This window comes from Cellulomonas alba, assembly GCF_030362835.1.
GTDB lineage: Bacteria > Actinomycetota > Actinomycetes > Actinomycetales > Cellulomonadaceae > Cellulomonas > Cellulomonas alba.
Genome location: NZ_JAUCGQ010000001.1, coordinates 2,565,336 through 2,581,086, shown reverse-complemented (window position 1 = coordinate 2,581,086; position 15,751 = coordinate 2,565,336). Strand labels below are relative to the sequence as shown.

Genomic DNA, 15,751 nt, shown 5'->3' with positions numbered 1-15,751 from the left:
CACCTCTCAGTCCCGTCGAGAGACCCGTGATACTGCGCACACGCGCGCGCAACACGGCCCAAGGTCCCCTCACCCGGGTGAGACCGCGTTGGCCCGGATGACGCCCGAGTACCACTGCGCGCTGCTCTTCGGCGTGCGCCGCTGCGTGTCGAAGTCGACGCGGACGATGCCCCAGCGCTGGGTGTACCCCTGCGCCCACTCGAAGTTGTCGAGCAGCGACCAGACGTAGTACTGCCGCAGGTCGACGCCCTCGCCGATGGCGCGCGCCGCCTGCTGGAGGTGCCGGCGCAGGAAGTCGAGGCGCTGGCCGTCGTCCGTCGTGCCCTGCGCGTCCGGGTCGGGGATGCCGTTCTCGGTGATGACCAGCGGCGGCGCGTCCGGGTAGTCCGCCGTGATGCGCGTCAGGAGGTCGTACAGGCCCTCGGGGCGGACCTGCTGCCACGAGGCGAGCGACGTCGGCGCGACCTGCTGGTACTGGCCCGACGCGTCGACGCCCGAGACGCCGTAGTACTGGACCGCGAGCACGTCGATCGGCGCAGAGATCGTCGCGAGGTCCCCGTCGTGCACGAGCGCGTCGAACGCCGGGCGCGACGCCGGGATCTGCCCCGCGAGGTCGCCGATCGCGTCGTCCGGGTACGTGCCGCGCAGGACCGGGTCGAGGTACAGCCGGTTCTCGACGCCGTCGACCCGGCGCGTGGCGGCGGCCGCGTCGTCCGTCGTCGGGTAGACCGGCATGAGGTTGAGCGCGATGCCGATGTCGCCGGTCGCCCCCGACGCGCGGAACGCCTGGACGGCGAGGCCGTGCGCGAGCAGCTGGTGGTGAACGGCGGCGGCGTACTGCTCGACGTCGTCCGCGCCCGGCGCGTGCGCCGACGTGCCGTAGCCGACCGACGCGGTGGTCTTCGGCTCGTTGATCGTCAGCCACCTGGCGCCCGAGTCGTGCAGCGCGTCGAAGACGATCGACGCGTAGTCGGCGAACCGCTGCGCCGTCGCGCGCACCGGCCAGCCGCCCGCGTCCTGCAGCGGCTGCGGGAGGTCCCAGTGGTAGAGCGTGATCGCGGGGTGGATGCCGCGCGAGACGAGCCCGTCGACGAGTCGCCTGTAGAAGTCGACTCCCTTCGGGTTCGCCTTGCCGCTCCCGGTGGGCTGGACGCGCGGCCACGCGACCGAGAACCGGTAGGCGCCCAGGCCGAGCGCCTTCATGAGGTCGAGGTCGGCGGCCCAGCGCCGGTAGTGGTCGGCCGCGGGGTCGCCCGTCGAGCCGTCGGCGATGCGGCCGGGCTGGGCCGCGAAGGTGTCCCAGATCGACGGGCCGCGCCCGTCGGCCTTCGTGGAGCCCTCGACCTGGTACGCCGACGTCGCCGCGCCCCAGACGAAGCCGTCGGGGAACGCCATCGGGTCCGCGGGCGGCTCCCACGGGCCGGAGGCCGTCGGGCGCGGCGACGCCGTGGTGGTAGGAGCGCTCCCATCGGTGCACGCAGCGAGGGTGCCGAGCGCGACGAGGCCCCCGCCGAGGCGCAGCACGGTGCGCCGGTCGAGGGCCAGGTCGAGCGGCGCGGGACCGTCGGGGCGCGGCGCCGTGGTGCGTGCGGTCATCGGGGCTCCTCGTCGAGCGGTCGTCCCGGCCGACGCTAGGGGACCGCGGCCCCGCGCGACCAGGCGTTTCGTCGCGCGGGGTGCGCCGGCCGCTCGGCGACGCACCCCGCGCGGCGTCCGCGCTACCGCGTGGGAGCCGGGCTCGCCGCCGGCGTGGGAGCCGGCGTCGGAGCCGGCGCGGGACCGCCCTCGGCCGGGGCGACCGCGGGCGCCTTCTCGAACGGCAGCGGCGCGACCTGCAGCGAGTGACCCGGCGTGAGCGAGAGCTGACCCTCGCCGTCGTACTCCCACCACGGCGCGGGCGCGCCGAGGAGCGGGTACACGTTCCACATCGTCCGGCCGTCGGCGGCGGTGCGCGGCGCGTAGGTCCACGGCTCGCCGGACTGGCTGTCGACGGTCGAGCCGTCGCCGCTCGTGCGGACCGGCCGCCCGCGGTCGTCGAACACCTGCACGTCGTGCAGCGGGTTGCCCTGCGCGTCGTAGACGAACAGGTTCCCGGCCTGGATGCCGTCCACGACGACCCCGTCCTGCGCGGGCGCCGCGACACCCGAGCTCGCGGCGTCGGCCTGCCACGCCTGGTCCCGGCTGACCGCCGGTGCGACGACAAGCAGGCCGAGGGCGAGCGCGACGTTCAGCGCGAGAACGAGCCGCCGACCGCGCCGGACCCGCGACTGACCGAGCCAGATGCTCGCGATCATCAGCGCCACGAGAGCGAGCCGGCCCGTGCCGCCGCTCGGGAACCACTGCGAGCCCCCCGCGCCGAACCAGCGGTCCAGCAGCATGAACGCGACCCAGCCGCGCACGACCCACCACAGCGGGCGGGCGGCGGTGCCGAGCCGGGCGACTCCCGGCCACCACGGCTGCGTGCGCAGGCCGGCGCGCTGCTCACGCAGCAGGCCGCCGAGCCGCCGCCACGGGCCGCCCGCGTGCGCCCCGGCTGCGCTGCCGAGCCCGGCCGCCGCGCGCAGCTCGGCCGCGTAGTCGTCGGGACTGCCGAACTGGGCGACGAGGTCTCCCCCGTGGCGCGCGTGGTCGGCGTCGGCGAGCGCGTCCGCGAGGTCGGCCTCGAGGCCGTCCGTCAGGTCGTCCGCCTGCTCCCTGCCCAGGTCGGCGAGGCTGCGGCGCACTGCGGCCGCGTACCCGGTGACGTCGAGGACGTCCGGGGTGGACTCGAGCGTGCTCATCGGACGACCTCCGCCTTGTCGTTCAGCAGGCCGGACATCACTCCGGCGAACTCGTGCCAGTCCTTGCGCTGCGCCTCGAGCGTCGAGCGGCCCTGCGCATTGATCCCGTAGTACTTGCGGTGCGGACCCTCGTCGCTCGGCACCACGTACGAGGTCAGCGCGCCCGACGAGTACAGCCGGCGGAGCGTGCCGTACACGGACGCGTCACCGACCTCCTCGAGGCCCGCGGCGCGCAGGCGGCGCACCACGTCGTAGCCGTACCCGTCCTCGTCCGCGACGACGGCGAGCACCGCCAGGTCCAGCACGCCCTTGAGGAGCTGCGTCGTGTCCATCCGGCCTCCCTGTGTCGCGCCGCCACCGGCGCCCGTTCGATCGCGTCGAGCACCGGTCCGGCGGACCGTCGTGGTGCGGCACCGCCCTCCCGGTGCCGCACGGCCGAGAGTATTACGCGATGCGCACTAGTGTCCAGCGTGAGACACCGGGCGTGTCGCTTCGGGGGCGTCAGGGGCCGAGGGGGCCGGAGGGTCGGGGTCCAGGTGCGGCGATGACCCGGAGCGCCCCGACCGGCGTCACACGCGCTCGGCGACGCTCCAGGCGATGCCGTCCAGGATGTCGTGCTCCGACGTCACGACCTCGGTGAGCGCGCGACCCGCGGCGGCCACCTCGTCGCGCACGCGCGTCACGACGTCGTGCCACACCAGGGCGCCCGCGCCGATCACGTCCACGCGGCCGGGGTGCATGAAGCCGAGCGCCGCGCGCTCGTCGCGCGAGCGCAGCATCAGGTCGTCGCACGCGGCGAGGACCTCGTCGACGGCCAGCACCGAGCCGTCGATGGCCGTCGGGTCGTAGGCCGGCAGGCGCAGCGCGTGCGCGGTGACGGTCGTGACCGTGCCGGCGAGCCCGACGAGCGTCACGGTCCTGCCGAGCGGCACGACGGCGGCGGCCGCGTCGAGCGCCGCGGCGACGTCGGCGTGCGCCGCGACCAGCTCCGCCGGCGCGGGCGGGTCGCCGAGCAGGTGGCGCTCCGTCATGCGGACGCAGCCGACGTCCATCGAGTAGGCCGCCTCGGGCGCCGTCGTGCCGAGCACGAGCTCGGTCGAGCCGCCACCGAGGTCGACGACGAGGAACGGGCCCTCGTGCCGGCCGGCGAGCACACCGGTCGCGCCGCGGAACGACAGGCGCGCCTCCTCCTGGCCGTCGACGACCTCCGGCTCGACGCCGAGCGCGTCGAGCACGCCGTCGACGAAGTCCTGGCGGTTCTCGGCGTCGCGCGACGCGCTCGTCGCGACGAACCGGGTGGCCTCGACGCCGAGCTCGCGGCTCTCGTCGGCGTAGCGGCGCGCGGCGTCGAGCGTGCGCGCAAGGGCCTCGGGCGCGAGGCGACCGGTGCGATCGACGCCCTGCCCGAGCCGGACGACCTCCATGCGGCGCGTCACGTCGACGAGCGTGCCCGCCTCGAGGTCCACGTCGGCGACGAGGAGTCGGATCGAGTTGGTCCCGCAGTCGATGGCAGCCACGCGCGTCACGCGCGCCATCCTCGCATCCGACGGACGCCCGTCCGACGCCGGCGTCCGGCCACCGAACGGCCTCGCCGTCAGCAGGTGCAGCGGTCGGGACGCCAGGTGTCGCGCATGAGCCCGAGGACCTCGTCGCCGATCGGGTTCACGCCGGGGCCGGCCGCGAGCGCGTGGCCGACGTGCACGTGCAGGCACTTGACGCGGGTGGGCATGCCGCCGGCCGAGACGCCGGCGATCTCCTCGACGTGCCCGAGCTCGTCGCGGTCCGCGAGGTACGCCTCGTGCGCGCGCCGGTAGGCCGCGGCGAGCTCCTCGTCGTGCTCGAGCCGCGCGGTCAGGTCCTTCATGAGGCCGGTCGCCTCCAGCGTGCTCACCGCCGCGACCGCCGGCGGGCACGTCAGGTAGTACGTCGTGGGGAAGGGCGTGCCGTCGTCGAGGCGCGGGGCCGTGCGGACGACGAGCGGGCGGCCGCACACGCAGCGGGCGGCGACGCCGACGACGCCGCGCGGCGGGCGGCCGAGCTGCTCGCGCAGCACGTCGAGGTCGCGCTCGGTGACGGCGGAGGACATGACGGATCCGTTCGTGGGGCGGCGGGGTGCGTCCATTGTCGCCCGTCCGACGACGTGCGACGGGTCACCGCCCAGGCGACCTGGGCCGGCGCCGCGTCAGGGTGCCGTGGTCGCCGGCGGTGTGGCGGGGTCCGTGGTCGCGTCCGACGGCGTGTCCGACGCGTCCGTCTGTCCGGCCGGCGGGACGGGCTGGGCGCCCGCGGCCTCGACCGACGACCAGACCGCCTGGTACCAGGGGCCGGTGCCCGTGTCGTCCAGCGCCGACGACGGGCCGGACTTCTCCGCGGGCTCGACGTCCGGCACGGTCTGCGGGTCGGCCACGCGGAACGCCTTCTCCCCCGGCATGACGAATGACAGCCGCTGGCGCGCCTGCGCCTGCACGTACGCCGGGTCGTCCCACCGCGAGAGGTCCGACTGCAGATCGTCGTTGCGCGCCTGCGCCGCAGCGACCTGCGAGCGCAGCTGGGCGAGCTGCTGACGCTGCTGCACGTACGAGTGCAGCGTGGGCGAGACGAGGATGAACGCGAGCAGCACCACGCAGCCGAACACCATGACGCGGACCGTGAAGAGTCGGGGCAGCCGCGTCTGCACGTGCTGCGACGGTGCGGCCGCCCGCGGGTTCGAGCGGGCCGACGGGCGCGGCGCGGGCCGGGACGAGCCGGGTCGCGAGGCGGCCGAGGGTGGCGGCGCGCCGACCCGCGGCACGGCGCCGGTCGCAGGGATCGGGGAGCCGGACGTGGTGGCGCGCGGCGACGCCGCGCCGTCGGCGCGGGCGGTGCTCGTCCCGGTCGCCCCGCTCCCGCCGGAGCCGCGGGCGGCGGCCGCCCCGGAGCCGCGCGCCGCACCCGAGGACGCGGGCCGGCCGGCTGTCGAGCCCCCGGGGGTCGAGCCGTGCCGCGCGCCCGGACGCGCCGCGGCCCGGCCGGGCGCGGCCGGCGAGGCGGGACGGCGGGGGGCAGGCACGACGCCCATCCTGCCTCGCGACCCGCGCCGCCTCCGGGACCCTCGGCCGGGCGGGCGCGCCGCCCCGCTCGCGGCGGCGATTGACCGCGTCGGGCGAGGCGGGCCGGACCGCGTGGGTGTGTCCCTACGCCCGCGGGAACGGCGGGCAGCACAGCGACGGGGGCGCCCTCCCGTCGGCAGCGCCGCTCGTCCCTCGCCGGACCGAGGCCTCGTCGCGCGGGAACGCCGGAGGGCCGGCACCCCACGACGGGGATGCCGGCCCTCCGGTGCGCGCTGTGTCAGCCCTGCTTGAAGCGCGGGAAGGCGGAGCGGCCGGCGTAGCGACCGGCGTCGTCCAGCTCCTCCTCGATGCGCAGCAGCTGGTTGTACTTGTTGATGCGCTCGCCGCGGGCGGGCGCACCCGTCTTGATCTGGCCGGCGTTCGTCGCGACCGACAGGTCGGCGATCGTCGTGTCCTCGGTCTCGCCCGAGCGGTGCGAGGTCATCGTCGTGAAGCCGTTGCGCTGGGCGAGCGTCACCGCGTCGAGCGTCTCGGTGAGCGTGCCGATCTGGTTGAGCTTCACCAGCAGCGAGTTCGCCGCCTTGGTCTCGATGCCGCGGGCGAGGCGCGTCGGGTTCGTGACGAACAGGTCGTCGCCGACGATCTGCACGCGGTCGCCGACCTCCGAGACGAGCTGGCTCCACGAGTCCCACTCGTCCTCCGACAGCGGGTCCTCGATCGAGACCAGCGGGTAGTCGCGGATGAGCTGCTCGTAGTACGAGATCATGAACTCGGGCGTCTGAGCCTTGCCCTCGAACTGGTAGGCCCCGTCCTTGAAGAACTCCGTCGACGCGACGTCGAGCGCAAGACCCAGGTCCGTGCCCGGCACGAAGCCGGCCTTCTCGATCGCCTCGAGGATGAGGTCGAGCGCGGCGCGGTTGCTCTCGAGGTTCGGCGCGAAGCCGCCCTCGTCGCCGAGGCCCGTCGCGAGGCCCTTGGCCTTCAGCACCGACTTCAGCGAGTGGTAGACCTCGGCACCCGTGCGGAGCGCCTCGCGGAACGTCGTCGCACCGATCGGCGCGACCATGAACTCCTGGATGTCCACGTTCGAGTCGGCGTGCGAGCCGCCGTTGAGGATGTTCATCATCGGGACCGGCAGCACGTGCGCGTTGGGGCCGCCGATGTAGCGGAACAGCGGCAGGTCGGCCGAGTCGGCCGCGGCCTTCGCCACAGCGAGCGAGACGCCGAGGATCGCGTTCGCGCCGAGCTTGCCCTTGTTGGGCGTGCCGTCCAGGTCGATGAGCGCCTGGTCGACGAGGCGCTGCTCGGTCGCCTCGAAGCCGATCAGCTCGGGCGCGATGTCGTCGATGACCGCGTTGACGGCCTGCTCGACGCCCTTGCCCAGGTAGCGGCCCTTGTCGCCGTCGCGGCGCTCGACGGCCTCGAACGCACCGGTCGACGCGCCCGACGGGACGGCGGCGCGGGCGATGGTGCCGTCGTCGAGTGCCACCTCGACCTCGACGGTGGGGTTGCCGCGGGAGTCAAGGATCTCGCGGGCGCCGACGGCCTCGATGCTGGCCATGGGGTGTCCTTCCGGCGTGCGGGTGGGTTTGCGATCTCACCCTAGTGCGGGCATGGAGATTCGGTGACGGGACCTTTGCCAGGCGGACACCGCCACCCGCGGTGGCAGGATGTCCGCCCCGGCCGGGCTCAGCCCGCCGCACGCGCTGGCGCGGGGGCGACGTGCGTGAGGATCGCCTCGACCTGCTCCTTGGCGTCGCCGAACAGCATCGCGGTGTTCTCGCGGAAGAACAGCGGGTTCTGCACACCCGCGTAGCCGGTGGCCATCGAGCGCTTGAAGACCACGACCTGCCGCGCGTGCCACACCTCGAGCACCGGCATGCCCGCGATCGGCGAGCCCGGGTCCTCGAGCGCCGCAGGGTTGACCGTGTCGTTCGCGCCGATCACCAGCACGACGTCGGTGTCCGCGAGGTCCGGGTTGATCTCGTCCATCTCGAGCACGATGTCGTACGGCACGCGCGCCTCCGCGAGCAGCACGTTCATGTGGCCCGGCAGGCGGCCGGCCACGGGGTGCACGCCGAACCGGACCTGCACGCCGTGCGCGCGCAGGCGTTCGACGAGCTCGGCGACGGGGTACTGCGCCTTGGCGACGGCCATGCCGTACCCGGGCGTGACGACGACCGACCGCGCGCCCGTCAGGAGGTCGGCGACGTCCGAGGCCGAGACCTCGCGATGCTCGCCCTGCTCCCCCGCGGCGCTCGCGACCGTGCCCTCGGCCGTGCCGAACCCGCCGAGGATCACGCTGACGAACGACCGGTTCATCGCACGGCACATGAGGTAGGACAGGATCGCGCCGGACGAGCCGACCAGGGCGCCCGTGACGATGAGCAGGTCGTTGTCGAGCATGAAGCCGGCGGCCGCGGCGGCCCAGCCGGAGTACGAGTTCAGCATCGACACGACGACGGGCATGTCGCCGCCGCCGATGCTCGCCACCAGGTGCCAGCCCAGCGCCAGCGCGACCACCGTCATGAGCGCGAGCGGCACGACCGAGCCCGAGCCGAGGAACCACGCCATCAGTCCGGCGGACGCCACGAGCGCACCGAGGTTGAGCCAGTTGCGCCCCGGCAGCGTCAGCGGCGCCGACGACACGCGCGCGGAGAGCTTGAGGTACGCGACGACCGAGCCCGTGAACGTCACCGCGCCGATCAGCACGCCGAGGAAGACCTCCACCCTGTGCACCGCGTCGGCGTGCGGCTCGGTGAGGAACGAGTTGTACCCGACGAGCACCGCCGCGGCCCCCACGAAGCTGTGCAGCATCGCGATGAGCTCGGGCATCTGCGTCATCTCGACGCGGCGCGCCTGCCACGTGCCGATGACGGCGCCGACGAGCAGCACGAGCGCGATGAGGCCCGCGGTCGCGGCTCGCGGACGCGCGGACTGGTCGATCGCGAGCGCGATCGTCGCCGCCAGGGCGAGCACCATGCCCGCCATGCCGAGCGCGTTGCCGCGCCTGGCCGACTCCTGGTGCGACAGCCCGGCGAGCGACAGGACGAACAGCACGGCGGCCAGCAGGTACGTCGCCTGCGCGAGCGAGGTGAGCGTCATCGGGCGTCCTCCCGCCGGAACATGCGGATCATCCTGTTGGCGACGAGGAACCCGCCGAAGATGTTGATGCTCGCGATCGCGGCGGCGACGCAGGCCAGCAGGCTGACGCGCCAGTCGTCCGAGCCGATCTGGAGCAGCGCGCCGACCAGGATGATCCCGGAGATCGCGTTCGTCTGGGCCATCAGCGGCGTGTGCAGCGCGTGCGTCACGTTCGAGATGACGTAGTACCCGACGAAGACCGCGAGCACGAACACCGTGACGTGGCCGAGGAACGCCGCGGGCGCGAAGGAGATGGCGAGCGTCAGCAGGACGGCGCCGAGCGCGGCGCCGATCGTCAGTCGCTGGCGGCGCCGGGCGCGCGCCTCCGCGAGCTCCTCGGCGGTCGGGGCGGGCGCCGCGACGGCCTGGACGGGCGGCGGCGGCGCGGCAGACACGGTGACCGGCGGTGGCGGCCACAGGACCTCGCCGCCCTTCGTCACGGTCATTCCGCGCTGCACCGGGTCGTCGAGGTCGAGCACGAGCGTGCCGTCGTCCTTGCCGGGCGTCAGCAGGCGCAGGAGGTTGACGACGTTGGTGCCGAACAGCTGCGACGTGTGCCGCGGGAGGCGGGCCGCGAGGTCCGTCCAGCCGAGCACCACGACGCCGTTGTCGGTGACGACGCGCTCCCCCGGCACGGTGGCCTCGCAGTTGCCGCCGCCGGACGCGGCGAGATCGACGACCACGGAGCCGGGGCGCATCGCCGCGACGGCCGCCGCGGTGATCGTGGTCGGAGCCTGCCCACGGACGAGCGCGGTCGTGACGACGACGTCGGCGCGCGCGCACTCGGCCGCGTAGAGGTCGAGCGCCGCGGCGAGCTGCTCGGGCGTCAGCGGGCTCGCGTAGCCGTCGGCGCTCACCTGCTGCTGCGCGGCGGGCTCGCGGACGAAGGTCGCGCCCATCGACTCGATCTGCTCGCCCACCTCTGGGCGGACGTCGAACGCCCGGACCTGGGCACCCAGGCTGGCGGCAGCACCGATCGCCGCGAGGCCGGCCACGCCGGCGCCGATGACGAACACCGTGGCGGGCGGCGTCTTGCCCGCGGCCGTCACCTGGCCGCCGAACATGCCGCCGTACTCGGCAGCCGCCTCCACGACCGCGCGGTAGCCCGCGACGTTCGACAGCGTGCTCAGCACGTCGAGGCTCTGCGCGCGCGAGATGCGCGGGACCGCGTCGAGCGCGAGGGCCGTGACGCCGCGCGCCGCGAGCGCGTCGACCAGGTCGGGCCGCGCGGCGGGTGTCAGCATCGAGGCGAGCACCGCACCGGGCCGCAACGCCGCCACGTGCTCGGCGTCGGGTGCGTCGACCGTCACGACGACGTCGGAGCCCCAGGCGGTCGCCGCGTCGACCACGCGGGCGCCCGCGGCCGCGTACTCCTCGTCGGAGGCGAGCGAGCCCGTGCCTGCGCCGCTCTCGACCGCGACCCCGTACCCGAGCGCGACGAGGCGCTGGACCGTCGCGGGCGTCGCCGCCACGAGCGGCTGGCCGTCGTGCTCGCGCGGCACACCGATGGTCGTCGTCACGTCGCCGCCCACACGCACACCTCCGCCGGATGTCCACCGCCGGGTGCGGCGCCTCGGTCCGAGGCTAGCCAGGGGGTCCGACGCGTGACGGGACCTTGGCCTCGGCGACCGGCGCAGCCGGTGTGCCGTGCCCGTTGCGCGAGCCGGGACGTCTCAGTGCGCGGACGCCTCGCGATCGCGCAGCTCGCGTTCCCACGCCGCCGACGCGCGGCGCAGCTCGCCCTCCGCGTCGAGACCCGCCTGCTGCGCCTCGCGCACGGTCGCCAGCAGGCGCGCCCCGAGGTCCGTCGCGTCGGTCGCGTCCGCCGGCGGAGCACCCGCGAGCCCGGCGCGACCCGCGCGGCCCGCGACCTTCTGCGCCCGCGCGAGCGCCCCGAGCGTCGCGGGGATCCCGTCGAACACCGACTCCCGCGCCTTCTCGGCCTTCTTGATCCGGTCCCACGCCGCGTGCTGGCCCGCCTCGTCGCCGGGCGCGGCGGCGTCGGCGAACACGTGGGGGTGGCGCCGCACGAGCTTGGCCACGAGGTCGCGCGCGACGTCGTCCACGTCGAACGGGTCGTCGACGTCCTCCGCCGCGACGCGCGCGTGGAACACGACCTGCAGCAGCACGTCGCCGAGCTCCTCGCGCAGCCCGGCCCGGTCGCCGGCCTCGATCGCCTCGACGAGCTCGTGCGCCTCCTCGAGGGCGTACGGCGCGAGGCTCTCGTGCGTCTGCACCGCGTCCCACGGGCACCCGCCGGGCGAGCGCAGCCGGTCCATGACCGCGACGAGCTCGCGCAGCGGGTCGCGTCCGGCGGCGTCGGTCATCGCGTCAGGGCGTCGACGTCGGCGCCGGCGTCACGGAGTCGTCGGTCGGCGCGGGGCTCGGCGCAGGCGAGGACCCCGCCGGGCGGCTCGAGACGAACCACGGGCGGGCGAGCGCGGGCTCGATCGCGTTGCCCTTGCCGAGCGAGCCGAACCTCGGGTTGACCGTCACGTCCTGCGCGGCGATGCGCTTGGTCAGCTCGGCCATCGCGGCGTCGGAGTCGGACAGGTTCTGCAGGTTGCTCAGCGACGCGGACGCGCGCGCGACCTCGACGCTCGCGGGCGAGAACGTCGGCGTCCCGGGCGTCCCCGCCTGCTTCGCGACCTGGTCCAGCAGCTTCTGCGCGTCCTCGTCGGACGCGCCTACGCCCTTCTCGGCCGCGAGGTCGATCATCGGCCGCTCCTCGACCATCGCCTCGAGGACGCCGTTCGTCGAGCCGTCCTGGAAGTACGGGCCGAGCTCCGTGATGACCGTGTGCAGCTCCGAGGTCGAGATCGTCCGGCCGTCGACCACGGCGGCCGCGCCGGGGCGGCCCGAGCACGCGCCGAGCGCACCGAGCGCCACGACGCCCACCAGACCGGCACCGACGACCCGCGTCGTCGAACGCCCACGCCACTGCACCGCCACCACGGACCTCCTGCGTCGTCGCACCAGAGAGCGGGGCCATCGTAGGGCCACCACCCGTGGACGCCGTCCAGGTCGGCCGCGGCAGCCTCCGGGTCAGGCGTGGGTCCCCACCGTCGCGGCCGCCGAGACGTCGCCGACCACCACCGCGTCGATGAGCTGCCGCGCCCACGCGAGCAGCTCCGAGCCGTGCAACGGCCGGCCGCCGATGCGCGCGGTCGTCGGGAACGGCACGAGCACCGTACGCACGGCGGGCTTGAGCACGGCCCCCGGGTACAGCCTCTTGAGCCGCAGCTGCGCGGACTCCGGCAGCTCGAGCGGTGCGAACCGCACGAACTTGCCCTGCGCGGTGACGTCGGTGAGGCCGGCGGCGCGGACGTGCTGACGGAACTCCGCGACCTCGAACAGGTTGTCCACCGCGGGCGGCACGGGCCCGTACCGGTCGACGAGCTCGGCCCGCACGTCGCCGAGCGCCGCCTTGTCGCCGGCCGCGGCGATCTTGCGGTACGCCTCGAGGCGCAGGCGCTCGTGCGCGATGTAGTCGTGCGGCAGGTGCGCGTCGACCGGCAGCTCGATCGTGACGTCGGGCAGCTCCTCGGGCACGTCGCCGCGGAAGCTCGCGACGGCCTCGCCGACCATGCGCACGTAGAGGTCGAAGCCGACGCCCTCGATGTGCCCCGACTGCTCGCCGCCGAGCAGGTTGCCGGCGCCGCGGATCTCGAGGTCCTTCATCGCGACCGCCATGCCGGCGCCGAGGTCGGTGTTCGCGGCGATCGTCTGCAGCCGGTCGTGCGCCGTCTCGGTCAGCGGCTTCTCGGGCGGGTACAGGAAGTACGCGTACGCGCGCTCACGCCCGCGGCCCACGCGGCCGCGCAGCTGGTGGAGCTGCGAGAGGCCCAGCAGGTCCGCCCGCTCGAGGATCAGCGTGTTGGCGTTGGAGATGTCCAGGCCCGTCTCGACGATCGTCGTGCAGACCAGCACGTCGAACCGCTTCTCCCAGAAGTCGACGATGACGCGCTCGAGCTGGTGCTCGTTCATCTTGCCGTGCGCCACCGCGATGCGGGCCTCGGGCACGAGCTCGCTGAGCCGCGCCGCCGTCCGCTCGATCGAGTCGACCTTGTTGTGGACGTAGAACACCTGGCCCTCGCGCAGCAGCTCGCGCCGGATCGCCGCCGAGATCTGCTTCTCCTCGTACGCGCCGACGAACGTCAGCACCGGGTGGCGCTCCTCGGGCGGGGTCGCGAGGGTCGACATCTCGCGGATGCCGGTGACGGCCATCTCGAGCGTGCGCGGGATCGGTGTCGCGCTCATCGCGAGCACGTCGACGTTGGTGCGCAGCGCCTTGAGCATCTCCTTGTGCTCGACGCCGAACCGCTGCTCCTCGTCGATCACGACGAGACCGAGCTCCTTGAACCGCACCTGACCCGTGATGAGCCGGTGCGTGCCGATCACGACGTCGACCGAGCCGTCCGCGAGCCCGTCGACGACCTCCTTCGCCTCCTTGTCGGTCTGGAACCGCGACAGCGCCTTCACGGTGACCGGGAACGCCGAGTACCGCTCGGCGAACGTGTCGAGGTGCTGCTGGACGAGGAGCGTCGTCGGCACGAGCACGGCCACCTGCTTGCCGTCCTGCACCGCCTTGAACGCCGCGCGGACCGCGATCTCCGTCTTGCCGTAGCCGACGTCTCCGCAGACGAGGCGGTCCATCGGCACGGACTTCTCCATGTCGGCCTTGACCTCGTCGATCGTGGCGAGCTGGTCGGGCGTCTCGACATAGGCGAACGCGTCCTCGAGCTCGCGCTGCCACGGGGTGTCGGGCGCGAACGCGTGCCCCGGCGTCGCCATGCGGGCGCTGTACAGGCGGATGAGCTCAGCGGCGATCTCCTTGACCGCCTTGCGCGCCTTGCCCTTGGTCTTGGCCCAGTCCGAGCCACCCATCCTGTTGAGCGACGGCGCCTCGCCGCCCACGTACTTCGTCACCTGGTCGAGCTGGTCGCTCGGCACGAAGAGCCGGTCGCCCGGCTGGCCGCGCTTGCTGCTCGCGTACTCGATGACGAGGTACTCGCGCGTCGCGGCGTTCGCGCCCGTGCCGATGGTCCGCTGGACGAGCTCGACGAACCGGCCGACGCCGTGCTGCTCGTGCACCACGAAGTCGCCGGGCCGCAGCGCGAGCGGGTCGACGACGTTGCGGCGCCGGCTGGGCATGCGCCGCATGTCGCGCGTCGACGTGCCTCCCCGGCCCGTCAGGTCGGACTCGGAGAACACCGCGAGGCGCAGCGGCTCGGCGACGAACCCCGGCCCGACCGGTGCGGGGACCACGAGCACGACGCCGCCCTCGGGCTCGTCGGGCAGCGCCGGGACGAGCCGCGCCGGCACGTCGGACGCCTTGAGCTGCTCGACCATGCGCTGCGCGGGGCCGTGACCCTCGGTCGCGAGCACCAGCCGCCAGCCCGACTGCTGCAGCGTCCGCACGTCGGCCACGGCCCGCGCGACCTCGCCGCGGTAGCGCTCGACGTCGCGCGCGCCGACGAGCAGGGTCGTGACGTCCCCGTCGTGACCGAGCCCCTCGGCCACGTCGTGGGCCGCGTCGACCGCGTCGGCGTCGAGCGTGAAGCCGGAGAGCGTCCACCAGCCGAGCCCGCGCACGGCCGCGAGCGCGCGGACCTCGGCGAAGCTCGCGAACGACGCGGCGGACAGGTCGAGCGGCGTCGCGGCACCCGCCGCGGCGCTCGTCCACGCGGCCGCGAGGAACTCCTCGGTCGTGGCCACGAGGTCGTGCGCGCGGCGCCGCACGCGCTCGGGGTCGACCACGACGAGCAGCGCGTCGTCGGGCACGAGATCGAGCACCGGGACCATGCGGTCGACGAGGACGGGAGCGAGCGACTCCATGCCCTCGACCGCGATGCCCGCGGCGAGCTTGTCGAGCATGTCGACCGCCCCCGGCAGGCGCTCGACGAGAGCGGAAGCGCGCTCGCGCACCTCGTCCGTCAGCAGGATCTCGCGGCACGGCGGCGCCCAGACCCCGTGGTCCGCGATCTCGAGGCTGCGCTGGTCGGCGACCGAGAACCAACGGATCTCCTCGACGTCCTCGCCCCACAGCTCGACGCGCAGCGGGTGGTCCTCCGTCGGCGGGAACACGTCGAGGATCCCGCCGCGCACCGCGAACTCGCCGCGTTTCTCGACCATGTCGACGCGGCTGTACGCCGCGTTCACCAGCCGGGTCGCGACGTCGTCGAGGTCCACGCGGTCGCCCGTCGCGATCGAGACCGGCTCGAGCTCGCCGAGCCCTTCGACGACCGGCTGCAGCAGCGCTCGCACCGGGACGACGAGGACGCGCACCGCGCCGGTCGGGCCGCCCGCGGGCTCCGGGTGCGCGAGGCGGCGGAACACCGCAAGACGCCGCGCGACGGTGTCGGCCCGCGGGCTCAGGCGCTCGTGCGGCAACGTCTCCCAGCTCGGGAGGACCGCGACGTCGTCGTCCGGCAGGTAGCAGCGCAGCGCGGCGGCCAGCTCGTCGCCGTCGCGGCCCGTCGCGGTGACGACGACGAGGGGACGGCCCGGCTCGCGGGTGCCGGTGCGGTCCGCCGACGACGTCGCGCCGGCGAGCGCCGCCAGCAGCGGCGGCCGGACGCCCGCGGGGCCGACGACGTCGAGCTCGCCGCGCGCGCGGACCTGGCCCAGCGCGCTCGCGACGGCCGGGTCGGACAGCAGCGCAGGCAGAAGTCCGGTGAGGTCCATGGGTGATCTGCTCCTCGTCCGGGCACGACAAGAACTCCCGATCCGCGGAGCGGGGGGATGCTCCCAGTCTACGAAGCGCGTCCGACAGGC

General features: G+C 74.5%; 12 protein-coding genes. All 12 read right to left on the bottom strand.

Going from position 1 to position 15,751, the window contains the following annotated elements; translation table 11 throughout:
• Window positions 1-69 precede the first annotated feature (69 nt).
• Window positions 70-1,596 carry a GH1 family beta-glucosidase gene (locus QRT04_RS11725; protein WP_289455454.1) on the bottom strand — a complete coding sequence of 509 codons (1,527 nt, stop codon included), beginning with the start codon at window positions 1,594-1,596 and terminating at the stop codon, window positions 70-72.
• 122 nt (window positions 1,597-1,718) lie between these two features.
• Window positions 1,719-2,780: an HAAS signaling domain-containing protein gene (locus tag QRT04_RS11720; protein ID WP_289455453.1), complete on the bottom strand. Its 1,062-nt coding sequence runs from the start codon at window positions 2,778-2,780 to the stop codon at window positions 1,719-1,721.
• The gene (locus QRT04_RS11715; RefSeq protein ID WP_289455452.1) at window positions 2,777-3,112 is read right to left on the bottom strand and encodes a PadR family transcriptional regulator; all 336 of its coding nucleotides are present in this window, start codon (window positions 3,110-3,112) and stop codon (window positions 2,777-2,779) included. Before QRT04_RS11715 ends, QRT04_RS11720 begins: the two co-directional genes overlap by 4 nt.
• Before the next feature lie 237 nt (window positions 3,113-3,349).
• Window positions 3,350-4,306, bottom strand: a complete 957-nt coding sequence (locus QRT04_RS11710) for a Ppx/GppA phosphatase family protein (protein WP_289455450.1) — start codon at window positions 4,304-4,306, stop codon at window positions 3,350-3,352.
• Window positions 4,307-4,374: 68 nt separating this feature from the next.
• Window positions 4,375-4,866 carry a DUF501 domain-containing protein gene (locus QRT04_RS11705; protein ID WP_289455449.1) on the bottom strand — a complete coding sequence of 164 codons (492 nt, stop codon included), beginning with the start codon at window positions 4,864-4,866 and terminating at the stop codon, window positions 4,375-4,377.
• Window positions 4,867-4,962: 96 nt separating this feature from the next.
• Complete coding sequence (locus QRT04_RS11700; protein ID WP_289455447.1) at window positions 4,963-5,457, bottom strand: FtsB family cell division protein; 495 nt, start codon at window positions 5,455-5,457, stop codon at window positions 4,963-4,965.
• 650 nt (window positions 5,458-6,107) lie between these two features.
• Entirely contained in the window at window positions 6,108-7,391 is a 1,284-nt protein-coding gene (eno, locus tag QRT04_RS11695) for a phosphopyruvate hydratase (protein ID WP_289455444.1), read from the bottom strand.
• Between the two features lie 128 nt (window positions 7,392-7,519).
• On the bottom strand, window positions 7,520-8,935 hold the full coding sequence (pntB, locus tag QRT04_RS11690; RefSeq protein WP_289455442.1) for a Re/Si-specific NAD(P)(+) transhydrogenase subunit beta: 1,416 nt from the start codon (window positions 8,933-8,935) through the stop codon (window positions 7,520-7,522).
• Window positions 8,932-10,506 (bottom strand): Re/Si-specific NAD(P)(+) transhydrogenase subunit alpha, encoded by a 1,575-nt coding sequence (locus QRT04_RS11685; protein WP_289455440.1) that lies wholly within the window; start codon window positions 10,504-10,506, stop codon window positions 8,932-8,934. The genes pntB and QRT04_RS11685 overlap by 4 nt, the downstream gene beginning before the upstream one ends.
• Window positions 10,507-10,647: 141 nt before the next feature.
• The gene (locus QRT04_RS11680) at window positions 10,648-11,301 is read right to left on the bottom strand and encodes a MazG family protein (protein ID WP_289455438.1); all 654 of its coding nucleotides are present in this window, start codon (window positions 11,299-11,301) and stop codon (window positions 10,648-10,650) included.
• A 4-nt stretch (window positions 11,302-11,305) separates the two neighbouring features.
• Window positions 11,306-11,926 carry a SurA N-terminal domain-containing protein gene (locus tag QRT04_RS11675; protein WP_289455435.1) on the bottom strand — a complete coding sequence of 207 codons (621 nt, stop codon included), beginning with the start codon at window positions 11,924-11,926 and terminating at the stop codon, window positions 11,306-11,308.
• A gap of 93 nt (window positions 11,927-12,019) precedes the next feature.
• Window positions 12,020-15,661 (bottom strand): transcription-repair coupling factor, encoded by a 3,642-nt coding sequence (gene mfd, locus QRT04_RS11670; protein WP_289455433.1) that lies wholly within the window; start codon window positions 15,659-15,661, stop codon window positions 12,020-12,022.
• Window positions 15,662-15,751 lie beyond the last annotated feature (90 nt).

Excerpts from the sequence above, each read along its gene's own strand:
- QRT04_RS11715 (WP_289455452.1), bottom strand. The coding sequence starts at position 3,112 with ATGGACACGACGCAGCTCCTCAAGGGCGTGCTGGACCTGGCGGTGCTC.
- pntB (WP_289455442.1), bottom strand. The coding sequence starts at position 8,935 with ATGACGCTCACCTCGCTCGCGCAGGCGACGTACCTGCTGGCCGCCGTG.
- eno (WP_289455444.1), bottom strand. The coding sequence starts at position 7,391 with ATGGCCAGCATCGAGGCCGTCGGCGCCCGCGAGATCCTTGACTCCCGC.
- mfd (WP_289455433.1), bottom strand. The coding sequence starts at position 15,661 with ATGGACCTCACCGGACTTCTGCCTGCGCTGCTGTCCGACCCGGCCGTC.
- QRT04_RS11680 (WP_289455438.1), bottom strand. The coding sequence starts at position 11,301 with ATGACCGACGCCGCCGGACGCGACCCGCTGCGCGAGCTCGTCGCGGTC.
- QRT04_RS11720 (WP_289455453.1), bottom strand. The coding sequence starts at position 2,780 with ATGAGCACGCTCGAGTCCACCCCGGACGTCCTCGACGTCACCGGGTAC.
- QRT04_RS11725 (WP_289455454.1), bottom strand. The coding sequence starts at position 1,596 with ATGACCGCACGCACCACGGCGCCGCGCCCCGACGGTCCCGCGCCGCTC.
- QRT04_RS11705 (WP_289455449.1), bottom strand. The coding sequence starts at position 4,866 with ATGTCCTCCGCCGTCACCGAGCGCGACCTCGACGTGCTGCGCGAGCAG.